General features: G+C 37.0%; 18 protein-coding genes. All 18 read left to right on the plus strand.

What is annotated here, in order from left to right:
- Positions 1-157: 157 nt before the first annotated feature.
- Positions 158-2,725, plus strand: a complete 2,568-nt coding sequence (locus tag MKY09_RS08345; RefSeq protein WP_342568058.1) for a vitamin B12-dependent ribonucleotide reductase — start codon at positions 158-160, stop codon at positions 2,723-2,725.
- A 389-nt stretch (positions 2,726-3,114) separates the two neighbouring features.
- Positions 3,115-3,537 carry a DNA helicase gene (locus tag MKY09_RS08350; protein WP_169358129.1) on the plus strand — a complete coding sequence of 141 codons (423 nt, stop codon included), beginning with the start codon at positions 3,115-3,117 and terminating at the stop codon, positions 3,535-3,537.
- Between the two features lie 70 nt (positions 3,538-3,607).
- Positions 3,608-4,672, plus strand: a complete 1,065-nt coding sequence (locus MKY09_RS08355; protein WP_342568059.1) for an aminopeptidase P family protein — start codon at positions 3,608-3,610, stop codon at positions 4,670-4,672.
- A 15-nt stretch (positions 4,673-4,687) separates the two neighbouring features.
- Complete coding sequence (gene efp / locus MKY09_RS08360) at positions 4,688-5,245, plus strand: elongation factor P (RefSeq protein WP_169358130.1); 558 nt, start codon at positions 4,688-4,690, stop codon at positions 5,243-5,245.
- A 290-nt stretch (positions 5,246-5,535) separates the two neighbouring features.
- Complete coding sequence (locus MKY09_RS08365; RefSeq protein ID WP_144536004.1) at positions 5,536-5,745, plus strand: SpoIIIAC/SpoIIIAD family protein; 210 nt, start codon at positions 5,536-5,538, stop codon at positions 5,743-5,745.
- 401 nt (positions 5,746-6,146) lie between these two features.
- A complete protein-coding gene (locus MKY09_RS08370) occupies positions 6,147-7,058 on the plus strand; it encodes a stage III sporulation protein AE (protein WP_169358131.1) in 912 nt (303 codons plus the stop codon).
- A gap of 200 nt (positions 7,059-7,258) precedes the next feature.
- Complete coding sequence (locus tag MKY09_RS08375; RefSeq protein WP_169358132.1) at positions 7,259-7,693, plus strand: hypothetical protein; 435 nt, start codon at positions 7,259-7,261, stop codon at positions 7,691-7,693.
- Between the two features lies 1 nt (position 7,694).
- Complete coding sequence (locus MKY09_RS08380) at positions 7,695-8,228, plus strand: SpoIIIAH-like family protein (protein WP_169358133.1); 534 nt, start codon at positions 7,695-7,697, stop codon at positions 8,226-8,228.
- A gap of 637 nt (positions 8,229-8,865) precedes the next feature.
- Positions 8,866-9,375 (plus strand): acetyl-CoA carboxylase biotin carboxyl carrier protein, encoded by a 510-nt coding sequence (gene accB / locus MKY09_RS08385; protein ID WP_169358134.1) that lies wholly within the window; start codon positions 8,866-8,868, stop codon positions 9,373-9,375.
- 31 nt (positions 9,376-9,406) lie between these two features.
- Positions 9,407-10,759, plus strand: coding sequence for an acetyl-CoA carboxylase biotin carboxylase subunit (gene accC / locus MKY09_RS08390; RefSeq protein ID WP_169358315.1), 1,353 nt, complete (start codon positions 9,407-9,409; stop codon positions 10,757-10,759).
- Positions 10,760-10,773: 14 nt separating this feature from the next.
- Positions 10,774-11,169, plus strand: a complete 396-nt coding sequence (locus tag MKY09_RS08395) for an Asp23/Gls24 family envelope stress response protein (protein WP_169358135.1) — start codon at positions 10,774-10,776, stop codon at positions 11,167-11,169.
- 111 nt (positions 11,170-11,280) lie between these two features.
- On the plus strand, positions 11,281-11,658 hold the full coding sequence (nusB, locus tag MKY09_RS08400) for a transcription antitermination factor NusB (protein ID WP_169358136.1): 378 nt from the start codon (positions 11,281-11,283) through the stop codon (positions 11,656-11,658).
- A gap of 25 nt (positions 11,659-11,683) precedes the next feature.
- Entirely contained in the window at positions 11,684-12,538 is an 855-nt protein-coding gene (gene folD, locus MKY09_RS08405; protein WP_251556895.1) for a bifunctional methylenetetrahydrofolate dehydrogenase/methenyltetrahydrofolate cyclohydrolase FolD, read from the plus strand.
- Positions 12,539-12,600: 62 nt separating this feature from the next.
- Complete coding sequence (xseA, locus tag MKY09_RS08410) at positions 12,601-13,950, plus strand: exodeoxyribonuclease VII large subunit (RefSeq protein ID WP_342568060.1); 1,350 nt, start codon at positions 12,601-12,603, stop codon at positions 13,948-13,950.
- A gap of 1 nt (position 13,951) precedes the next feature.
- A complete protein-coding gene (xseB, locus tag MKY09_RS08415; RefSeq protein WP_169358139.1) occupies positions 13,952-14,173 on the plus strand; it encodes an exodeoxyribonuclease VII small subunit in 222 nt (73 codons plus the stop codon).
- Positions 14,163-15,047, plus strand: coding sequence for a polyprenyl synthetase family protein (locus MKY09_RS08420; protein WP_342568061.1), 885 nt, complete (start codon positions 14,163-14,165; stop codon positions 15,045-15,047). Before xseB ends, MKY09_RS08420 begins: the two co-directional genes overlap by 11 nt.
- A gap of 89 nt (positions 15,048-15,136) precedes the next feature.
- On the plus strand, positions 15,137-17,032 hold the full coding sequence (gene dxs, locus MKY09_RS08425; RefSeq protein ID WP_251556901.1) for a 1-deoxy-D-xylulose-5-phosphate synthase: 1,896 nt from the start codon (positions 15,137-15,139) through the stop codon (positions 17,030-17,032).
- Positions 17,029-17,847, plus strand: a complete 819-nt coding sequence (locus tag MKY09_RS08430) for a TlyA family RNA methyltransferase (protein WP_342568062.1) — start codon at positions 17,029-17,031, stop codon at positions 17,845-17,847. Before dxs ends, MKY09_RS08430 begins: the two co-directional genes overlap by 4 nt.
- Positions 17,848-17,865 lie beyond the last annotated feature (18 nt).

The raw sequence follows: 17,865 nt of genomic DNA on the forward strand, positions 1-17,865 counted from the left end.
AGTATGAAAGACATATGGAGAATATGAGGTATAGGAATTAATACTTAAAAATTAATTTGAACAACTAAATTGCTTTACACCTCTATATGTAGTGCCGTATGATAAATGAAACTACTACATCTTGTGTCAATACGAGTTGTAGAAAGGAGGAAAAGAATTGGTAACTACTACAAATGAATCTCAAATAAAATTAAATGTAAAAGAATTAAATCACGATATCGAATTATTTCCTCAAGTACATCCAATAACAGAAGATATGAATCTAACACACAAAGGTGTGTCACGTTTGGTGATGATTGATCGATATTCATTCAAGGATACCGAAAAGAAAACACTAAAAGTAGGGGATTTTGTCGTTTTAACGGTGAAAGAAGACCCTAAATTTCCTGCACGAGGTCTTGGTTATATTGTTTCCATTAACCAGGAAGATAAAACGGCAGAAGTTTTGATCGAAGAAGATTATCGTAGTGCAATCGATGATAGTACTAAAGTTAAATCAGGAATTGTACGCCGTCCTTTAAGTGTTATTGAAAAACCTTTGGAGGTTTTCTATGAGCAAATTGCTAAGCGTAATGCGACTGGACTTGCTTCTGTTGAAGTGACAGAAGAAAAAAGAGCAGAATGGTTCGAAAAGTTCTATCAGCAATTAGTATCACTAAAATTTATCCCTGCTGGACGAGTTCTATATGGAGCAGGTACAGGTACAGATGTAACTTACTTTAATTGTTACGTTATGCCTTTTGTTGCTGACTCACGTGAAGGCATCAGTGATCATCGAAAACAAGTGATGGAGATCATGAGTCGTGGCGGTGGAGTTGGAACAAACGGATCTACATTACGTCCTCGTAATACTTTAGCTCGAGGAGTTAATGGTAAGTCTTCAGGGTCTGTTTCTTGGTTAGATGACATTGCTAAACTGACACACCTAGTGGAACAAGGCGGTTCAAGACGCGGTGCGCAAATGATTATGCTTGCAGATTGGCATCCAGACATCGCAGAGTTTATCATTTCTAAAATGCAAAACCCACGTATCCTTCGCTTCTTGATTGAGAACACAAATGATGAAACAATCAAACAACTTGCAAAGGACAAGCTTAAGTTTAAGCCGCTAACTGCACAAGAAGAAGCAATGTATCAAGGAATTGTAAACTATCAACACATCCCTGGCTTAGGTGGTTTTAGCGATGAAATCATACGCGACGCTCAAACGAAACTAAGAGATGGCGGAACTTTTTCTGTTCACAATCCGGAGTTTTTAACAGGAGCGAATATTTCTGTAACTTTAACTGAGGATTTCATGAAAGCTGTAGAAAAAGATGAAGACTTCGCTCTTCGCTTCCCTGCAACAGAAACTTATACAGAAGAAGAGATGGCTTTTTATAACGAAAATTGGCACAAAATTGGTGATGTTCGTGAGTGGGAGCGTATGGGCTACATGGTTCGTACCTATCGCACAGTGAAAGCGAAAGAATTGTGGAACTTAATCAATATTTGTGCAACTTATTCTGCTGAGCCAGGCGTATTCTTTATCGATAATGCTAACGAAAAAACAAATGCAACTGCATATGGTCAAAAGGTTGTTGCAACAAATCCATGTGGAGAGCAGCCGCTTGCTCCGTATTCCGTTTGTAACCTTGCAGCAGTCAACCTAGCTCAGTTTGCTAACAAAGATACAAAAACAGTTGATTTTGAAGCATTAAAAGAAACTGTTCGTGTGGGAGTTCGTATGCAAGATAACGTAATCGATGCTACGCCTTATTTCTTAGAGGAAAATAAAGTTCAAGCACTTGGTGAAAGACGTGTAGGTCTAGGTGTCATGGGATTAGCTGACCTTTTAATCTATTGCCAAAAAGAATACGGCTCTGAGGAAGGAAATCTTCTTGTTGATGAAATCTTCAAGACGATTGCTATAGCTGCTTACGAAACATCTGCAGACCTAGCAAGCGAAAGAGGTAGCTTCCCGTTCTTGACTGGAGAAACAGAAGAGGAAACGAACAGACTTCGTAAGGCATTTACGGAAACTGGATTTATGCAAACAATGCCACAGGAGATTCGTGAAGCAGTACTTGAAAAAGGTATTCGCAATTCTCACTTATTAACTGTTGCACCTACTGGATCTACGGGTACTATGGTTGGAGTTTCTACTGGTTTAGAACCTTATTATTCATTTACGTATTATCGTAGTGGTCGTTTAGGTAAATTTATCGAGGTAAAAGCGGATATTGTACAAGAATACTTAGATGCAAATCCAGATACTAAAGAAGATGAATTACCTAATTGGTTTGTTACCGCAATGGAATTGCCACCAGAAGCCCATGCAGATGTACAATGTATCATTCAACGTTGGATTGATAGCTCTATTTCGAAGACTGTAAATGCTCCTCGAGGATATACAGTAGAACAAGTAGAAGGTGTTTACGAACGTCTATATAATGGTGGAGCAAAAGGCGGAACAGTATATGTAGATGGAAGTCGTGACTCCCAAGTTCTTACGCTTAAGGCGGAAGAAAACACTGTAAACGATGATACGGTGAAGGAAGAAAAAGTGATGGAAAAACGTCCAATCGTATTGATTGATACGATTCAAGATATACGTTCTACTAACGTTACAATCGGTTCAGAGGTTGGTAATACCTGTCCTGTCTGCCGTAAAGGAACGGTAGAGGAAATGGGCGGATGCAACACTTGTACAAATTGTAATGCCCAGTTGAAATGTGGACTGTAAATTTTATAGAGAGCATTTGATATGGATTTGAATTAAGATTGTACAATTTCAAATAAAATTACACCCCTTTGGATTATTTTATCCAAAGGGGTTTTAATATTTCCAAAAAACCTAAATAATTGGAAACCGAAAGATAGCATATAGAGGGCAGTTCAATGAGTATATTATCCACATCTTAGGCTTTCTTAACCAGCGACACTATATTTTTTATAACAAATCTCCGAGATGTTTTTTCGGATGAGAGCCTTCTACCCGCTTCCTTTTTTTCAATCGATGACGCGCTTTCATGACGTTTAATGTTACGTAACCTCTTTTGAAGAAATGTTCTAGCTATTTGTTTAGTAAAACAAGAAAAGGTACAAACTGTCTTTAAAAGGAGGAGAGCAGAAATGAAAAGCTTATCGGTATTGACCAGTTTGGCTGCGGCTATTGGAATTACTGCGTTACTTAAATTTTTACACTTATTCAGTTTTGTTAAATGGAATCCAGTAGGTTTTTCAAAATCCTTTGAGATGTTTGAAGATACGAATGTATACTTACGCTGGCTGGTTTTATTTTTAGTTATTTGGGTTATTAGTATAGTGATTTATTATATAAGTCTTTTAACTTCTAAAGTACCCGTTGCTATATCTAGCCTTATTTTTGGGATACTTCTCGCATTTGTTGTAGAGTGGTTAATTAGCGATGCTGGAACAATGCTTAAAACGATGAAGAAACTGTCCATACCATTTATTTGTATTGTAGTTATTGGAATGCGTTTTCTAATGGAGTCAGCTATTTTTCATTCTAAGGATCAGCCCATCGCAAAATGAAAATTTACCACCCCTCTTTACTATGATAAAATAGACTATAGTGTTTATTTTGAAAATGGGGAGAGGGAAATTGATGAAATTAGAAAAGCTGCGTTTAGCATTAGAAGAAAGAGGCGTTGACGCATTATTGATAACAAATGATTACAGCCGTCGATATATCACCGGATTCACTGGGACAGCGGGTGTAGCAATAGTTTCTAAAAATGATGCAGTTTTTATTACAGACTTCAGATATACAGAACAAGCTGCTAGTCAAATAAAGGATTTCCGTATAGTTCAACATGCTAAAACGTTGATCGAGGAAATTTCCCACCAAGTAAACGAAATGGGTATTAAATCACTTGGCTTTGAAAAAGATGACGTAACATACGGAGTATATGAATTATACAAGCAAGCTGTTTCAGCAGATTTAGTACCTTTATCAGGTGTGGTAGAAAAAATTCGCTTGATAAAGACGGACGAAGAGATTAGTATAATAAAGGCAGCTTGTCGTATTGCAGATGAGGCATATGAGCATATCGTGACTTACATAAAACCCGGCATGACAGAACTTCAAGTCTCGAATGAACTAGAATTCTTTATGCGTAAACGTGGCGCTACTTCCTCTTCTTTTGATACAATAGTAGCTTCAGGTACGCGTTCTGCATTGCCGCATGGCGTAGCAACAGATAAAGTAATTGAAGTTGGCGATTTTGTAACATTAGATTTCGGAGCACTTTACAATAGTTATATTTCTGATACTACTCGTACAGTTGCAGTAGGAGAGCCGAGTGAAAAACTAAAAGAAATTTATCAAGTAGTTTTAGATGCTCAATTATTAGCTCTTGAAAAAGTTCAACCAGGAATGACAGGTAAAGAAGCGGATGCTATTGCACGAGACTATATTGCGTCAAAAGGATATGGTGAGGCATTTGGTCATTCACTTGGTCATGGTATTGGTCTTGAGGTACATGAAGGACCTGGTTTATCCTTCCGATCAGACATTGTTTTAGAACCAGGAATGGTTATTACAATTGAACCGGGAATTTATCTACCGAACATCGGTGGGGTGCGTATAGAGGATGACGCACTAGTTACGGAGAATGGATTAGAGAAGTTAACACATTCGACGAAAGAGCTACTTATATTATCGTAATTTGGAGGGAAATAAATGATTTCAGTAAATGATTTTAAAACAGGTTTAACAATTTTAGTAGATGGCGTTCTTTACCGTGTTCTTGATTTTCAACACGTAAAGCCTGGTAAAGGAGCAGCGTTCGTTCGTTCAAAACTTAGAAACTTACGTAACGGCTCTGTGAACGAAAAAACATTCCGTGCTGGTGAAAAAGTAGAAAAAGCACAAATTGATAACAAAAAAATGCAATATCTTTATGCAAGTGGAGATCAACATGTATTCATGGATACGGATTCATACGAGCAATTAGAGCTTAATGAAAACCAAATCGAATATGAGTTGAAATTCCTACGTGAAAACATGGAATTACAAGTAATTCAATACCAAGGAGAAACACTTGGAGTAGAATTACCTAAATCTGTAGAGCTAGAAGTTATTGAAACGGAGCCAGGGATCAAAGGAGATACTTCTGGTGGTGGATCTAAAACTGCTAAATTAGAAACTGGTTTAGTTGTAACAGTACCTTTATTTATTAATGTTGGTGACAAACTAATTATTAATACAGATGAAGGTTCATACGTTTCAAGAGCTTAAGAGACTTTTTAAAAGACATCAAGAGGGGAAACCTCTTGATGTCTTTTTTTATGGGCATACAAAGAAAATCGAAAATGACACGAGCTCGAATTTTTGTAAACCTAAATAAGGAGAGTAGTCATTAACCAGAACAAATGTGTTGAAACTCACCAAACACCACCGTTGAATGATTTAGATCAGTCAATATTTCTAGTGAAAATAGCCGGTCTAGTACTCGTAAATTTCAAACAGTATGTTCATATTCTCCACCTGTCCAACATATAGTACGTAATAGGGAAGGGGGAGGCATTGTGGAACTTCACGATGTACTTCGAGTTGCGGGGATAGGCTTATTGATAGCAATTCTTCACTTGTTTTTTGAATCGACTGGAAAAAAAGAGTTTGCATTCTTCTTGTTTTTTGTGGGGTATATTTACATGACTATTGAGTTACTGCGTTTGCTTAGGCTATTCTTTTATGAAATTTCCTCATTTTTAGAATGGCTTGTTATGACGAGTTAACAAATGATTGTCTATATTACTATCATTGTTGCATTTTGCTTGTTGCAGTTAGTTAAAGAAACCTACCCCAAATTTCATTCCCTAATTTATACTATTTATATTTTTCTTTTTTTAACTTACCTCTCCACATCGGTCATTATTCCTTTTATAAACCAGTATATTTCAAGCGTACCTGTCGCCATTCTACCTATTGTGAAATTGCTATTATTTTCAGTAATCCTATTATTTATCTCACAAATAATAGAAGAGCTGCTCGAAGACTATGAATATACTAGTTTAGCCTCACTAATTACAATTACGACCAAGGCAATATTACTCGTTGTATGGATTCAGCATATGGAACCATTTTATCAAAAATTTTTTTCATTTATGGGACTACTCTCTTGAAGGAATGAGCAGTAATGGAAGAATTAATTGCAACAATCTTGCAACCCGCGAAAGAAGTACTGCAAACGTTTGTTTATATTCTCCTGTTCGGTTTTGTATTTATGTGTTTAGAATGGCTTATTCCCAGTAGCAAGCGATTATTTAAGTTATTGTTTATTCTTATTATTTGTTTTTATTGCTTAGAGCCAGCTTTTCGCTCAGTAAAGATGATTCAAGTAGTAACAGGTGAACTCGTTAATGTGTTTATAGGAGTATATCCAGTATTAACTGCTGGAATAGCACTGTCGGGTGGCGCTTTTCTTATTACTTTATGGAATCCAGTTGTAATGCTCTTTGCCTCTTTTACTAGTATTGTGGCAGACAAGATTATGATTCCAGCCTTATTGTCAGCCTTTATATTCGATCTTATGACTAGAATTCAACCTTCTATATCTTTTTCTCGAATGTCTGACCTAATACGAATGACTTTAGTTGGGGCTACCTCGATTATTCTCGTATTATATAGTCTGTTTATAACCGTAAACGGTGTAGTAACCTGGTCAGTAAGTGGTGCTGTAAACGAAACTGTAAAGAGATTAATCTCCAATAATATTCCCTTTGTCGGTTCCTTGCTTACAGAGAGTATTAGTACGATGAAAAGCTACTCATCTACTGCTGCTGCTGTCACTGGGAATTCTGTTTTGATATCAATTCTAGTTCTTATTTCTATTCCAACTATTCAAACGATCCTGATTGCTTTTCTCTATCGATTTCTAAGTGCTATTCTTGAGCCTTTTGTAGATGGACAAATTAGTGGACTATTAGACGATATTGGAAAAACGCTATTTGTACTTTCTATCATTTCCGTATTAATAGCCTTTGCCTTTTTCTTTACAGTGATATTAATCATGCTTTTCGCCAAATTATTGATAGGTGTGAAGGGATAATGTTTAACTTCTCTACATTGCTATATGGGATTTTAATGATTGTCATAATCGGAGAGATTCTATCTATTCTAATTGAGCATTTGGACAAGGAGAAGACGGGCTTTCTTATAAAACTTTCTATAATCTCATGGATTATCTCCTTTTTCTTCATATAAATAGATTGTCCTGCATAAAGTATGTTATCCAATATGAAAAGAAGGGTGAACACTATCTCATTAAAAAAAAAACCCACTTTTCGTTTTGTAGTAATAAGTTTAGCGGTTTTGGTTATTAGTCTCTTATTTTCAGAGATTTTCGGACTGACGGATGATGTAAATAAAAACACTAGCCCACCAGAGGTTCACACAAAAGATGAGCTTTCCGCTATATTGGAAAAAATCCATGGGGTTGGAAAAGTATCTATTTACTTTCATTACGCAGAACGAGCTGAAAATAAAACGGAAAGTGATTTATCATTTTTCCAATGGACAAGTGACAGCAAGATGGAAAAAGAAGAACTGATTGGAATACTGGTAGTTGCGGAAGGAGCGAGCGATAAACGTATAAAAAATAATCTTATTAAAACCCTTTCATCTGTATTGCAAATATCTCCACATCGAATAGTAATAGAAGAAATGGAATTGGAGGATAAATGATATGAACATTAAAAAAAGATCCGTATGGTTTTTAACTTTACTAAGCTTAGTGGCAGTAGTGACGGTGTATTATGCAACAGAAAAGCCATCCCCTTTTGATGGAATAGCCCTATTTTCTAATGACTCAGTTGATGATGTGAAATTGGTAGAAACATCCTCAACGAATGAAGAATCATTTGTTTCTCACAGTAATCAATATGAAGAATTACGTATGGAAGTGCAGGAAAAACGTTCACAGTTACATGAGCAATTAGAATCTAAGGTCGCTTCAAATGATTTCTCTCCAGAAGAAAAAAATGAAGCATACAACGAAATTGAACAATTAGTAAAGATAAACTCTACAGAAGCGATGTTGGAGCTAATTATAAAATCATTAGGATATGACGATGCACTTGTTCGTATTGACCAAAACAAAGTGCTAATCGATGTAGTTTCAAATGAACAATCTTCAAAAAAGGCTGATGCTATTATATACGCAGTTAAGCGAGAATACCCTCAAGCATACAATGTTGAAGTGAAATTTGACGGACTATAACAAAAGTGCCTTTAAAGGGCACTTTTTCTTTTGTTTTCAATTATTTATAACGCGGAATTGTTGTATGTGAATAGTATTTTTTAATGCAAAGAAATCCTAAATCAGAGAGTAGAATTGATTTCCGCACCAGCCGGACGCTTTCCTCGGGGTGAGCGATAAGCCATCACCCATCGCTTACGCGCGTGGTTGTGATGTCTTATTTGTCTCACTCATCCCGTAGGAGTCGCCGTCTGGCGCTCCAATCAATAAATGGGAACAGCTTTAGGATCGATAAAGCGCTAATCAATTTACTCGCATAAATAAAGCTGAAAAACTGTAACCAACTTAAATTTCATCATCTATTTATGTTCTAAATAGCCACTTGAATATTCTTTTTTTATGTTTACAGTCACAATAAAAAGAATTGTTAGTCAAAACCAACCATTCACTTTAACAAAGCTTATTTTAAAATAAAATAGTAAAAGAATGGTACATTTTACTATCTTAAAGCTACTGTATAAAATACAATTAATGGATGATCTAAGCTTTTTATTCCCTAAAAGTTAAGAACATTTGCACGTTTCTATTTTCAATTACCTTAAAAACGACTAAAATGAATAAGGAAGTATTAAAATGCAACTAAAAGGAGATGGGATAATTGAAAATCCAAGAAATCAGAGAAATTATTAAACTGATCGATCAATCTACACTAGATGAATTTTCATACGAAACAGAGGGTACAAAAATTAAAATTAAAAGAGGGGATAAAAACTCTCATAAATCTACTGTTCAAACGATAGAAAGCTCTTCGGTTGGAGAACTTCCTAAAGTACAAGAAGTTCAGACACCAGCTGTACAGGAATCTCCAAAAGCAGCGGCTGTAGAAAGCTCTGTAACAAAACAAGCTCCAGTTGAAGAGGAAAATAGCTCTTTACATAAAATTACTTCTCCAATGGTTGGGACATTCTATCAATCTTCATCACCAGATTCTCCTGCATACGTTGAGGTCGGCAGCAAGGTTACTGCAGATTCAATTGTTTGTATAGTAGAAGCGATGAAACTATTCAATGAAATTGAAGCAGAAGTAACTGGAGAAATCGTTGAAATTCTAGTTAAAGACGGTCAATTAGTAGAATACGGTCAACCTCTATTCTTAGTTAAAGCTTAAAAATATGAATTAAATAAGGAAAGGGGTAAGCATCATGAAAAAAGTGTTAATTGCCAATCGTGGTGAAATAGCTGTTCGTATTATTAGAGCATGCAAGGAGCTAAATATTGAAACTGTTGCTGTATATTCTGAAGCGGATCGAGAGGCTTTACATGTGCAACTGGCAGATGAAGCTTATTGTATAGGGCCTAGGTTATCGAAAGATTCCTATTTAAACTTTTCAAATATTATCAGCGTTGCCAAGCTAACGGGCTGTGAAGGCATACATCCTGGCTATGGTTTTCTAGCGGAAAATGCTGAATTCGCTGAGCTATGTGAGGAATGTGATATTAAGTTTATCGGTCCTACATCACAGGCGATCAAAAGCATGGGTATAAAGGATGTAGCAAAGGAAACTATGCAAAAAGCTGGAGTTCCTACAGTTCCTGGTTCAAAGGGTATCGTTAAAACGGAAGAGGATGCACTTAAGGTAGCAAATGAAATAGGATATCCGGTTATCATCAAAGCAACTGCTGGCGGTGGTGGTAAAGGTATCCGCGTAGCAAAAGACGAAGCTGATTTAATCAAAGGGATAAAAGTTACCCAAAAAGAAGCTGCTGCAGCATTTGGTAATCCTGGCGTTTATCTCGAAAAATATATTGAAGTATTTCGTCATGTAGAAATTCAAGTATTAGCTGACTCTCATGGTAATGCAGTACATTTGGGTGAAAGAGATTGCTCCATCCAAAGACGTATGCAAAAGCTAGTGGAAGAAGCTCCATCACCAGCTTTATCAGAAGCTATGCGTGCCGAAATGGGCGCCGCGGCAGTAAAGGCAGCATTAGCTGTAGGTTATGAAAGTGCTGGAACAGTAGAGTTTATTTTTGATCATATTAACCAAAAGTTCTACTTTATGGAGATGAATACTCGTATTCAAGTGGAGCATCCAGTGACAGAAATGATTACTGGTATTGACTTAATTAAACAAATGTTGAAAGTCGCAGCCGGAGAAAAATTGCCATTTGAGCAAAAAGATATTAAACTTAATGGATGGGCAATAGAATGTCGTATTAATGCGGAAAACCCAGATAAAAACTTCATGCCTTCTCCGGGACTTGTTGAATTCTATTTACCACCAGGCGGACTAGGAGTTCGAGTAGATTCAGCAGTATATCCTGGTTATACAATTCCTCCATTTTATGATTCTATGGTTGCTAAACTTATTACTTTTGGTGAGACAAGAGAAGAGGCGATTGCTAAGATGAAGCGTGCACTTAGTGAATTCGCCATTGAAGGTGTCGATACCACTATTGGCTTCCATGAAAAACTCATGAATCATGAGGTATTTGTCTCTGGAGATTTCGATACTAAGTTTTTAGAGAGATACGACGTGATGAATTCATAAAAGGAGTGATCCATATGACAGAAACAACCGAACAAAAATTTGTTCAAATGACTCCTGATGGCAAAGAAAACCTAGGGACAATTGAAATTGCTCCAGAGGTTATAACGGTAATTGCTGGAATTGCTACAACTGAAGTAGAAGGTATTGCGGGTACACGTGGTAACTTTGCAGCAGGCGTAGTAGAGCGATTAGGAAAAAAAGTGCATGGTAAGGGCATTAAGACTGAAATCACAAATGATGGTCTGTATATTGATGTATATTGCCTTGTGAAATACGGTATATCCGTTCCTAATGTAGCAAGAGAAGTGCAGTCTCAAATTCGTCAGGCTATTGAAAATATGACTAGCTTAGTTCCAACTGAAGTAAACGTTCATATTACAGGCGTACAATTTGAAACGGTTGAATCATGAGAAAAGAGCTCCATTTGGGGCTCTTTTTCTTATTTTCTACTTTCTAATAAGCACTCTACAAAAAAATATGATATTATGGGTAAGATAGCTACATTTAAAGGAGAACTAATAATGAAACGTAGACAAGCAAGAGAGCTAGCATTACAAGCACTATTTCAGCTAGACAATCATGAGATAACAATACAAGAAGCGATAGGTCATGTTACAGAAGAAAATGACCCTTTTTTAACTGATTTAGTGAAAGGGACAATTGAGCATAAAGATGAAATTGATACCTCTTTGACAGACAAGCTAGAAAACTGGTCTCTTTCCAGATTACCTAAAATCGAAAGAACAGTTCTTCGAATCGCAGTTTATGAACTACTATATGCAAACGAAGCACCAGCAAAAGTAGTTATAAATGAAGCATTGGAAATATGTAAAATCTATGGCGATGAAAAATCTAGCCGATTTGTAAATGGAGTTTTATCTAAATATACAGATCAATAAATTTCGACATTAAGGGGCGTTTATAGTGGCAGATAATCTTATTAATGGGAAAGAAATAGCTGGAAAAGTAACTGAAAAAGTGAAAGAACGTGTGGAACATCTAAAATCAAAGGGTATTACACCAGGATTAGCGGTTGTATTAGTTGGAAGTGATCCAGCTTCTCAAACCTATGTGAATAGTAAAACACGAACGTGCGAAAGACTCGGTATGTATTCTGTTATGATAGAACTAGAAGAAAACATATCCGAAGAAGAACTATTAACTCACGTTAACAAGCTAAACGACGATGATAAGATACACGGTATTCTAGTTCAATTACCACTACCAAAGCAAATAAATGAGGATAGAGTAATTGCAGCTATATCTCCATTAAAAGATGTAGATGGTTTTCATCCAGTAAATGTCGGTAAGATGCTCATTGGGCAACCTACTTTCTTATCCTGTACGCCCTTTGGTGTAATGAAACTTTTAGAATATAGCGATATAGCATTAGAAGGGAAGCACGCTGTAGTTATTGGGAGAAGTAACATCGTTGGCAAACCAATGGGTCAGCTCCTTTTACAAAAGAACGCTACAGTAACCTACTGCCACTCGAAAACAAAAGACTTACATAGCTTTACAAAACAAGCAGATATTTTAGTAGTAGCAACTGGTCAGCCGAAAATGATCAATGCTAGTCACTTAAAAGAAGGTGCGGTTGTAATAGATGTTGGGATTCACCGTAATGAAGACAATAAACTATGCGGCGACGTAGACTTTGCTTCTGCTAAAGAAATTGCTTCTAAAATCACCCCTGTTCCTGGTGGTGTAGGTCCAATGACTATTGCAATGTTAATGGAAAATACATGCCTTGCAGCAGAGAATACACTAGATAAATAAGCTGAAAGCTGTTCTACAAGAGAACAGCTTTTACCTTGTCAACAGTCTTGGGAGTTGATTGGATGTCTCAAACATATTTAACTGTAAAAGCCTTAACTAAATACATAAAAAGAAAATTTGATGCGGATACTCATTTGCGAGATGTTTACGTAAAAGGAGAACTTTCAAATGTAAAGGTTCACTCTAGTGGTCACATTTATTTCACTTTAAAAGACGAATCTGCTCGTCTGACCTCAGTTATGTTTGCTATGAACGCTCGTAGCCTTAAATTCAGACCTGAGAGTGGTATGAATGTGCTAGTTCGAGGGGACATTAATGTATTTGAGGCAGCAGGACAATATCAGTTGTATGCCTCTTCTATACAGCCAGATGGTATTGGCGAGCTTTTTTTAGCCTTCGAACAGCTAAAGAAAAAGCTAGAACAAGAAGGACTTTTTCATCCAAATAGGAAAAAACGACTGCCTGCATTTCCTAAAAAAATTGGAGTCGTCACATCGAAGACAGGTGCAGCGATTCGAGATATTTTGACTACGCTCGAAAGACGTTACCCAATTAGTGAGGTTATCGTTTTCCCTAGTATCGTCCAAGGCCCTCAAGCAGCCCCTTCTATCGTAAAATCCATTAAACAAGCTAATACCCTAGGAAGTATTGATGTATTAATCGTTGGTAGAGGTGGAGGATCCATAGAGGACTTATGGGCATTTAACGAGGAAATTGTTGCTCGGGCAATAGCAGAAAGCAGTGTTCCTATCATTAGTGCGGTGGGACATGAAACAGATACAACTATTGCTGACTTTGTATCTGATTTAAGGGCACCAACACCGACAGCAGCTGCAGAAATGGCTGTCCCAAGCAAAGAAAATCTTATGAAGAACATTCTATCTTATCAGTCTGCAAGTCTTCACTTTATTACTAAAAGACTGACGGATGAAAAAAACAGATACGAAAGAGCAATCACCTCACCAGTCATGGCAACTCCTGAAAAATTATATCGTCCCTTTATAGAGAGATATATTCGAACGGAACAGCAACTGAATCGAGAGGTTAATCGATTATTTGGTGACAAAGTGCGCAACTTTTCTCAGTTAGACAATCGGTTCAAACAGCTTTCACCGCAAAGATTGATTACATTACAATCTAAACATTTGGTAACTAGTACAAATCAACTGAACCAAGCAATGATTGCGGCTTTTGAAAAAAATCGTCAACAATTTATTGGGTCGTTAAGAACCTTGGAGGCTCTAAATCCTCTAAAAATCATGGACCGCGGCTACAGCATTACTTATAAGGATGGCCAAGTAATCAAGTCGATAGATGAAGTTCAAAAAGGTGATACAATCGCTGTCACTTTACCTGATGGTCAAATAGATGCCATAGTTCAACAAGCAGTGAGTAAAGAGGGGGTAAAATAACATGGCAAAAAAAGAGATTCCATTTGATGAAGCAATGCTCCAATTAGAACAAATTGTTCGTCAGCTAGAGCAAGGGGATGTCCCGCTTGAAAATGCAATCGAGCTCTACCAAAAAGGGATGGAGCTATCTAAACTTTGCAGTGATAAATTACAAAGCGCTGAAAAACAATTAGTTTCCTTTATGGGGGAAAATAAAGAAGAGGTAGGGCAAAATGATGAGTAACTTACAAACATTTATTGAAACCAACCTTCCACATATTGAACTCCAGCTCGAGTCAATTATAAATAACATTAAAGCTCCACATGAATTAAAAGAAGCTATGCTTTACTCTCTTAGAGCAGGCGGTAAGAGAATTAGACCGTTATACACTCTTGCTGTGTTGCAAGAACTTGGAGTGGAAAATGTAGAAGCTATAAAAGTTGCCAGTACTATAGAGATGATTCATACCTATTCTTTAATACATGATGACTTACCTAGCATGGACAATGATGATTTACGCAGAGGTAAGCCTACTAACCATAAGGTTTTTGGTGAAGCTTTAGCAATTCTTGCAGGGGATGCCTTAGTAACACTAGCATTCGGCATTATAGCTAGACTCAAAGACTTGGAGCCGAGCCAAAAAGTTCGCTTGATTGATCAATTAAGTATGGCATCAGGAGCGGAAGGTATGGTAGGCGGTCAAGTTTTAGATATGCTTGGAGAAGGTAAGAGACTTTCTTTAGAAGAGTTAGAAGAGGTACATCTGAACAAAACTGGAGCATTATTATCTTATAGTATTTTAGCTGGCGGAATAATTGCCAATGCAAACGAAGATATTATGAAAGCTCTCCATCAATATTCCATCCATATTGGACTAGCTTTTCAAATTCAAGATGATATTTTAGACGTTGAAGGTACTTCTGAGCAATTAGGTAAAACTGCTGGAAAAGATATTTTGAGTGAAAAAAATACTTATCCTTCTATTTTAACTTTGGCTGGTGCTAAGGAACAATTACAGAAGCAGTATAATTTGGCCATTGAGGCGTTACATCCTGTAACACTAAACAAGGGACTTTTAGTAGAATTAGCCGACTACATAACAAAAAGATCAAAATAAATAGCGTATAATTTTGTTTTATAAGCAAATATTGATATGATTATACCTAGCTTTATTAAAGGAAATCTAAAAGAAGGTGAGTGATGGCAATGGATTTAACTTCAATTTCTAGTCCATCCTTTTTAAAACGTTTAGACAATGAACAATTAAAGGACTTAAGTGAAGATATTCGATCGTTTTTAATAGAAAAGTTATCAGTTACAGGTGGACATATTGGACCTAACTTAGGTGTAGTTGAATTAACTGTGGCACTGCATAAAGCTTTTAATAGCCCAGATGATAAATTTCTTTGGGATGTTGGACACCAGGCATACGTTCACAAAATCTTAACTGGCCGTGCAGATCAATTCGATACGCTACGCCAATTTAAAGGACTATGTGGATTTCCTAAAATGATTGAAAGCGAGCACGATGTATGGGAGGCAGGGCATAGCTCTACTTCTCTTTCTGCCGCAATGGGAATGGCAAAAGCTCGTGATATTCAAAAGAAGAAAAACTTTGTGATACCTATTATTGGTGATGGGGCTCTCACAGGTGGTATGGCTCTTGAAGCATTGAATCATATCGGTCATGAAAAAACAGACATGATTGTCATTCTAAACGATAATGAGATGTCGATTGCTCCAAACGTAGGAGCATTGCATAATGTATTGGGTAAATTACGTACTCATGGAACGTATAACAAGGCTAAGGATGAAATTGAATCCTTGCTGAAAAAAATTCCAGCTGTTGGCGGTAAACTAGCAGGTACTGCAGAACGCTTAAAAGATTCGTTAAAGTATCTACTAGTTTCTGGAGCATTTTTTGAAGAACTAGGCTTCACTTACCTTGGACCAATTGATGGGCATAGCTTTGAAGACCTAGAAGAAAACTTGAAAAATGCGAAAAAAATGAAGGGCCCAGTCCTTATTCATGTGATTACGAAAAAAGGAAAAGGCTTCAAACCGGCTGAACAAGATAAAATAGGTACTTGGCATGGTACAGGTCCTTATAAAATGGAGACTGGTGACTTTGTGAAGTCTGCCTCTAAAGCACCTTCTTGGAGTGCACTAGTAGCCGAAACTGCAAGAAAATTAGCTCGTGAAGATAATCGTATTGTAGCAATTACTCCAGCTATGCCGGTTGGTTCTAAATTGGAAGGGTTTGCATCAGAATTCCCTGATCGAATGTTCGATGTAGGGATAGCAGAGCAGCACGCCACTACAATGGCAGCTGGAATGGCAGCTGAAGGGATGAAACCGTTATTAGTCATCTATTCTACATTCCTTCAACGAGCATATGATCAAGTTTTACACGATATTTGCCGTCAAAAGTTAAATGTAGTAATTGGTATTGACCGTTCAGGTCTAGTAGGAGCAGATGGAGAAACGCATCAAGGCGTATTTGATATTTCCTTCCTTCGACATATGCCTAATATGGTCATCATGATGCCAAAAGATGAAAATGAAGGACAACATATGGTAAAAACTGCGTTTGACTATTCTGATGGCCCAATTGCCCTACGCTACCCTCGTGGTAACGGACTTGGCGTCCCAATGGACGAAGAGCTAACTCCTATTCCAATCGGGTCTTGGGAAGTACTAAAAGAAGGTAGTCAAGCCGTGATTCTAACATTTGGAACTACTATTCCAATGGCATTAAAGGCAGCAGACGAGCTAAGTAAATTAAATATCTCTGTAGAAGTAGTAAATGCTCGTTTTATCAAACCACTTGATGAAGCAATGCTCAAAGATATTCACTCGCGTAATATGCCTATTATTACAGTTGAAGAAAGCGCCTTGCAAGGTGGATTTGGAAGTGCTGTATTGGAATATTATAACGAACAAAATTTACAAGCAAATGTTAAAAGAATTGGTATTCCTGATATGTTTATTGAACATGGAGATGTTAATCAATTGCTCGAAGAAATTAATATTACAAGCGATAGCATAATCGATTTAGTAAAATCTACTTTAAAAGAAAGCCCAAGGTATATCTCCTCATGAGTAAGATACCAAAAGAGAGAGTAGATATACTCTTAGTAGAACAAGGGTTGTTTGAAACGAGAGAAAAAGCTAAACGTGCTATTATGGCTGGGCTTATCTACAAGAATGAAGAAAGAATAGATAAGCCAGGAGAAAAAATAGAGGTCTCTTCTGTATTAACGGTAAAGGGACAGGTTTTAAAATATGTAAGCCGTGGTGGTTTAAAGCTAGAAAAAGCAATCGAACAGTTTGATCTAGAGATTAAGGATAAAATTATGTTAGACATTGGCTCTTCTACTGGTGGATTCACAGACTGTGGACTTCAAAATGGAGTGACACATGCTTACGCATTAGATGTCGGTAGTAATCAATTGGCTTGGAAAATCAGGCAGGACCCACGTGTAACGGTAATGGAAAAAACAAATTTCCGTTATTCTACGCCTGCTGATTTCCAAGAAGGCCTACCGTCGTTTGCTTCTATCGATGTTTCTTTTATATCCCTTAAGCTTATCTTCCCAACTTTAAAGACAATCATCGTTCCAAACGGAGATGTGATTGCTTTAGTTAAGCCTCAGTTTGAAGCTGGAAAAGATAGAGTTGGTAAAAAGGGTGTAGTGAGAGATAAGGCAGTGCATATAGATGTGCTCAACGATATAGCAACTTTTGCCGAAAGCCAAGGCTTCCAATTGAAAAATGTTTCTTATTCACCTATTACGGGTGGTGAAGGAAATATAGAATTTCTATTCCATTTAGTTAGTGTGAATCCTGAAGAGGTTCTCCCTCATACGTTCGACTTTGAAAAACTTGTCAATGAGGCTCATAATTTATTAAAATAATTCGCGACTCCCCAAGAG

This window comes from Psychrobacillus sp. FSL K6-4046 (assembly GCF_038624605.1).
Taxonomy (GTDB): Bacteria; Bacillota; Bacilli; order Bacillales_A; family Planococcaceae; genus Psychrobacillus.

Bases quoted from the DNA above. Each gene is read 5' to 3' on its own strand.
- MKY09_RS08350 (WP_169358129.1), top strand. From the start codon at position 3,115: ATGAAAAGCTTATCGGTATTGACCAGTTTGGCTGCGGCTATTGGAATT.
- efp (WP_169358130.1), top strand. From the start codon at position 4,688: ATGATTTCAGTAAATGATTTTAAAACAGGTTTAACAATTTTAGTAGAT.
- MKY09_RS08370 (WP_169358131.1), top strand. From the start codon at position 6,147: ATGGAAGAATTAATTGCAACAATCTTGCAACCCGCGAAAGAAGTACTG.
- MKY09_RS08380 (WP_169358133.1), top strand. From the start codon at position 7,695: ATGAACATTAAAAAAAGATCCGTATGGTTTTTAACTTTACTAAGCTTA.
- MKY09_RS08395 (WP_169358135.1), top strand. From the start codon at position 10,774: ATGACAGAAACAACCGAACAAAAATTTGTTCAAATGACTCCTGATGGC.
- nusB (WP_169358136.1), top strand. From the start codon at position 11,281: ATGAAACGTAGACAAGCAAGAGAGCTAGCATTACAAGCACTATTTCAG.
- xseA (WP_342568060.1), top strand. From the start codon at position 12,601: ATGTCTCAAACATATTTAACTGTAAAAGCCTTAACTAAATACATAAAA.
- xseB (WP_169358139.1), top strand. From the start codon at position 13,952: ATGGCAAAAAAAGAGATTCCATTTGATGAAGCAATGCTCCAATTAGAA.
- MKY09_RS08420 (WP_342568061.1), top strand. From the start codon at position 14,163: ATGATGAGTAACTTACAAACATTTATTGAAACCAACCTTCCACATATT.
- dxs (WP_251556901.1), top strand. From the start codon at position 15,137: ATGGATTTAACTTCAATTTCTAGTCCATCCTTTTTAAAACGTTTAGAC.
- MKY09_RS08430 (WP_342568062.1), top strand. From the start codon at position 17,029: ATGAGTAAGATACCAAAAGAGAGAGTAGATATACTCTTAGTAGAACAA.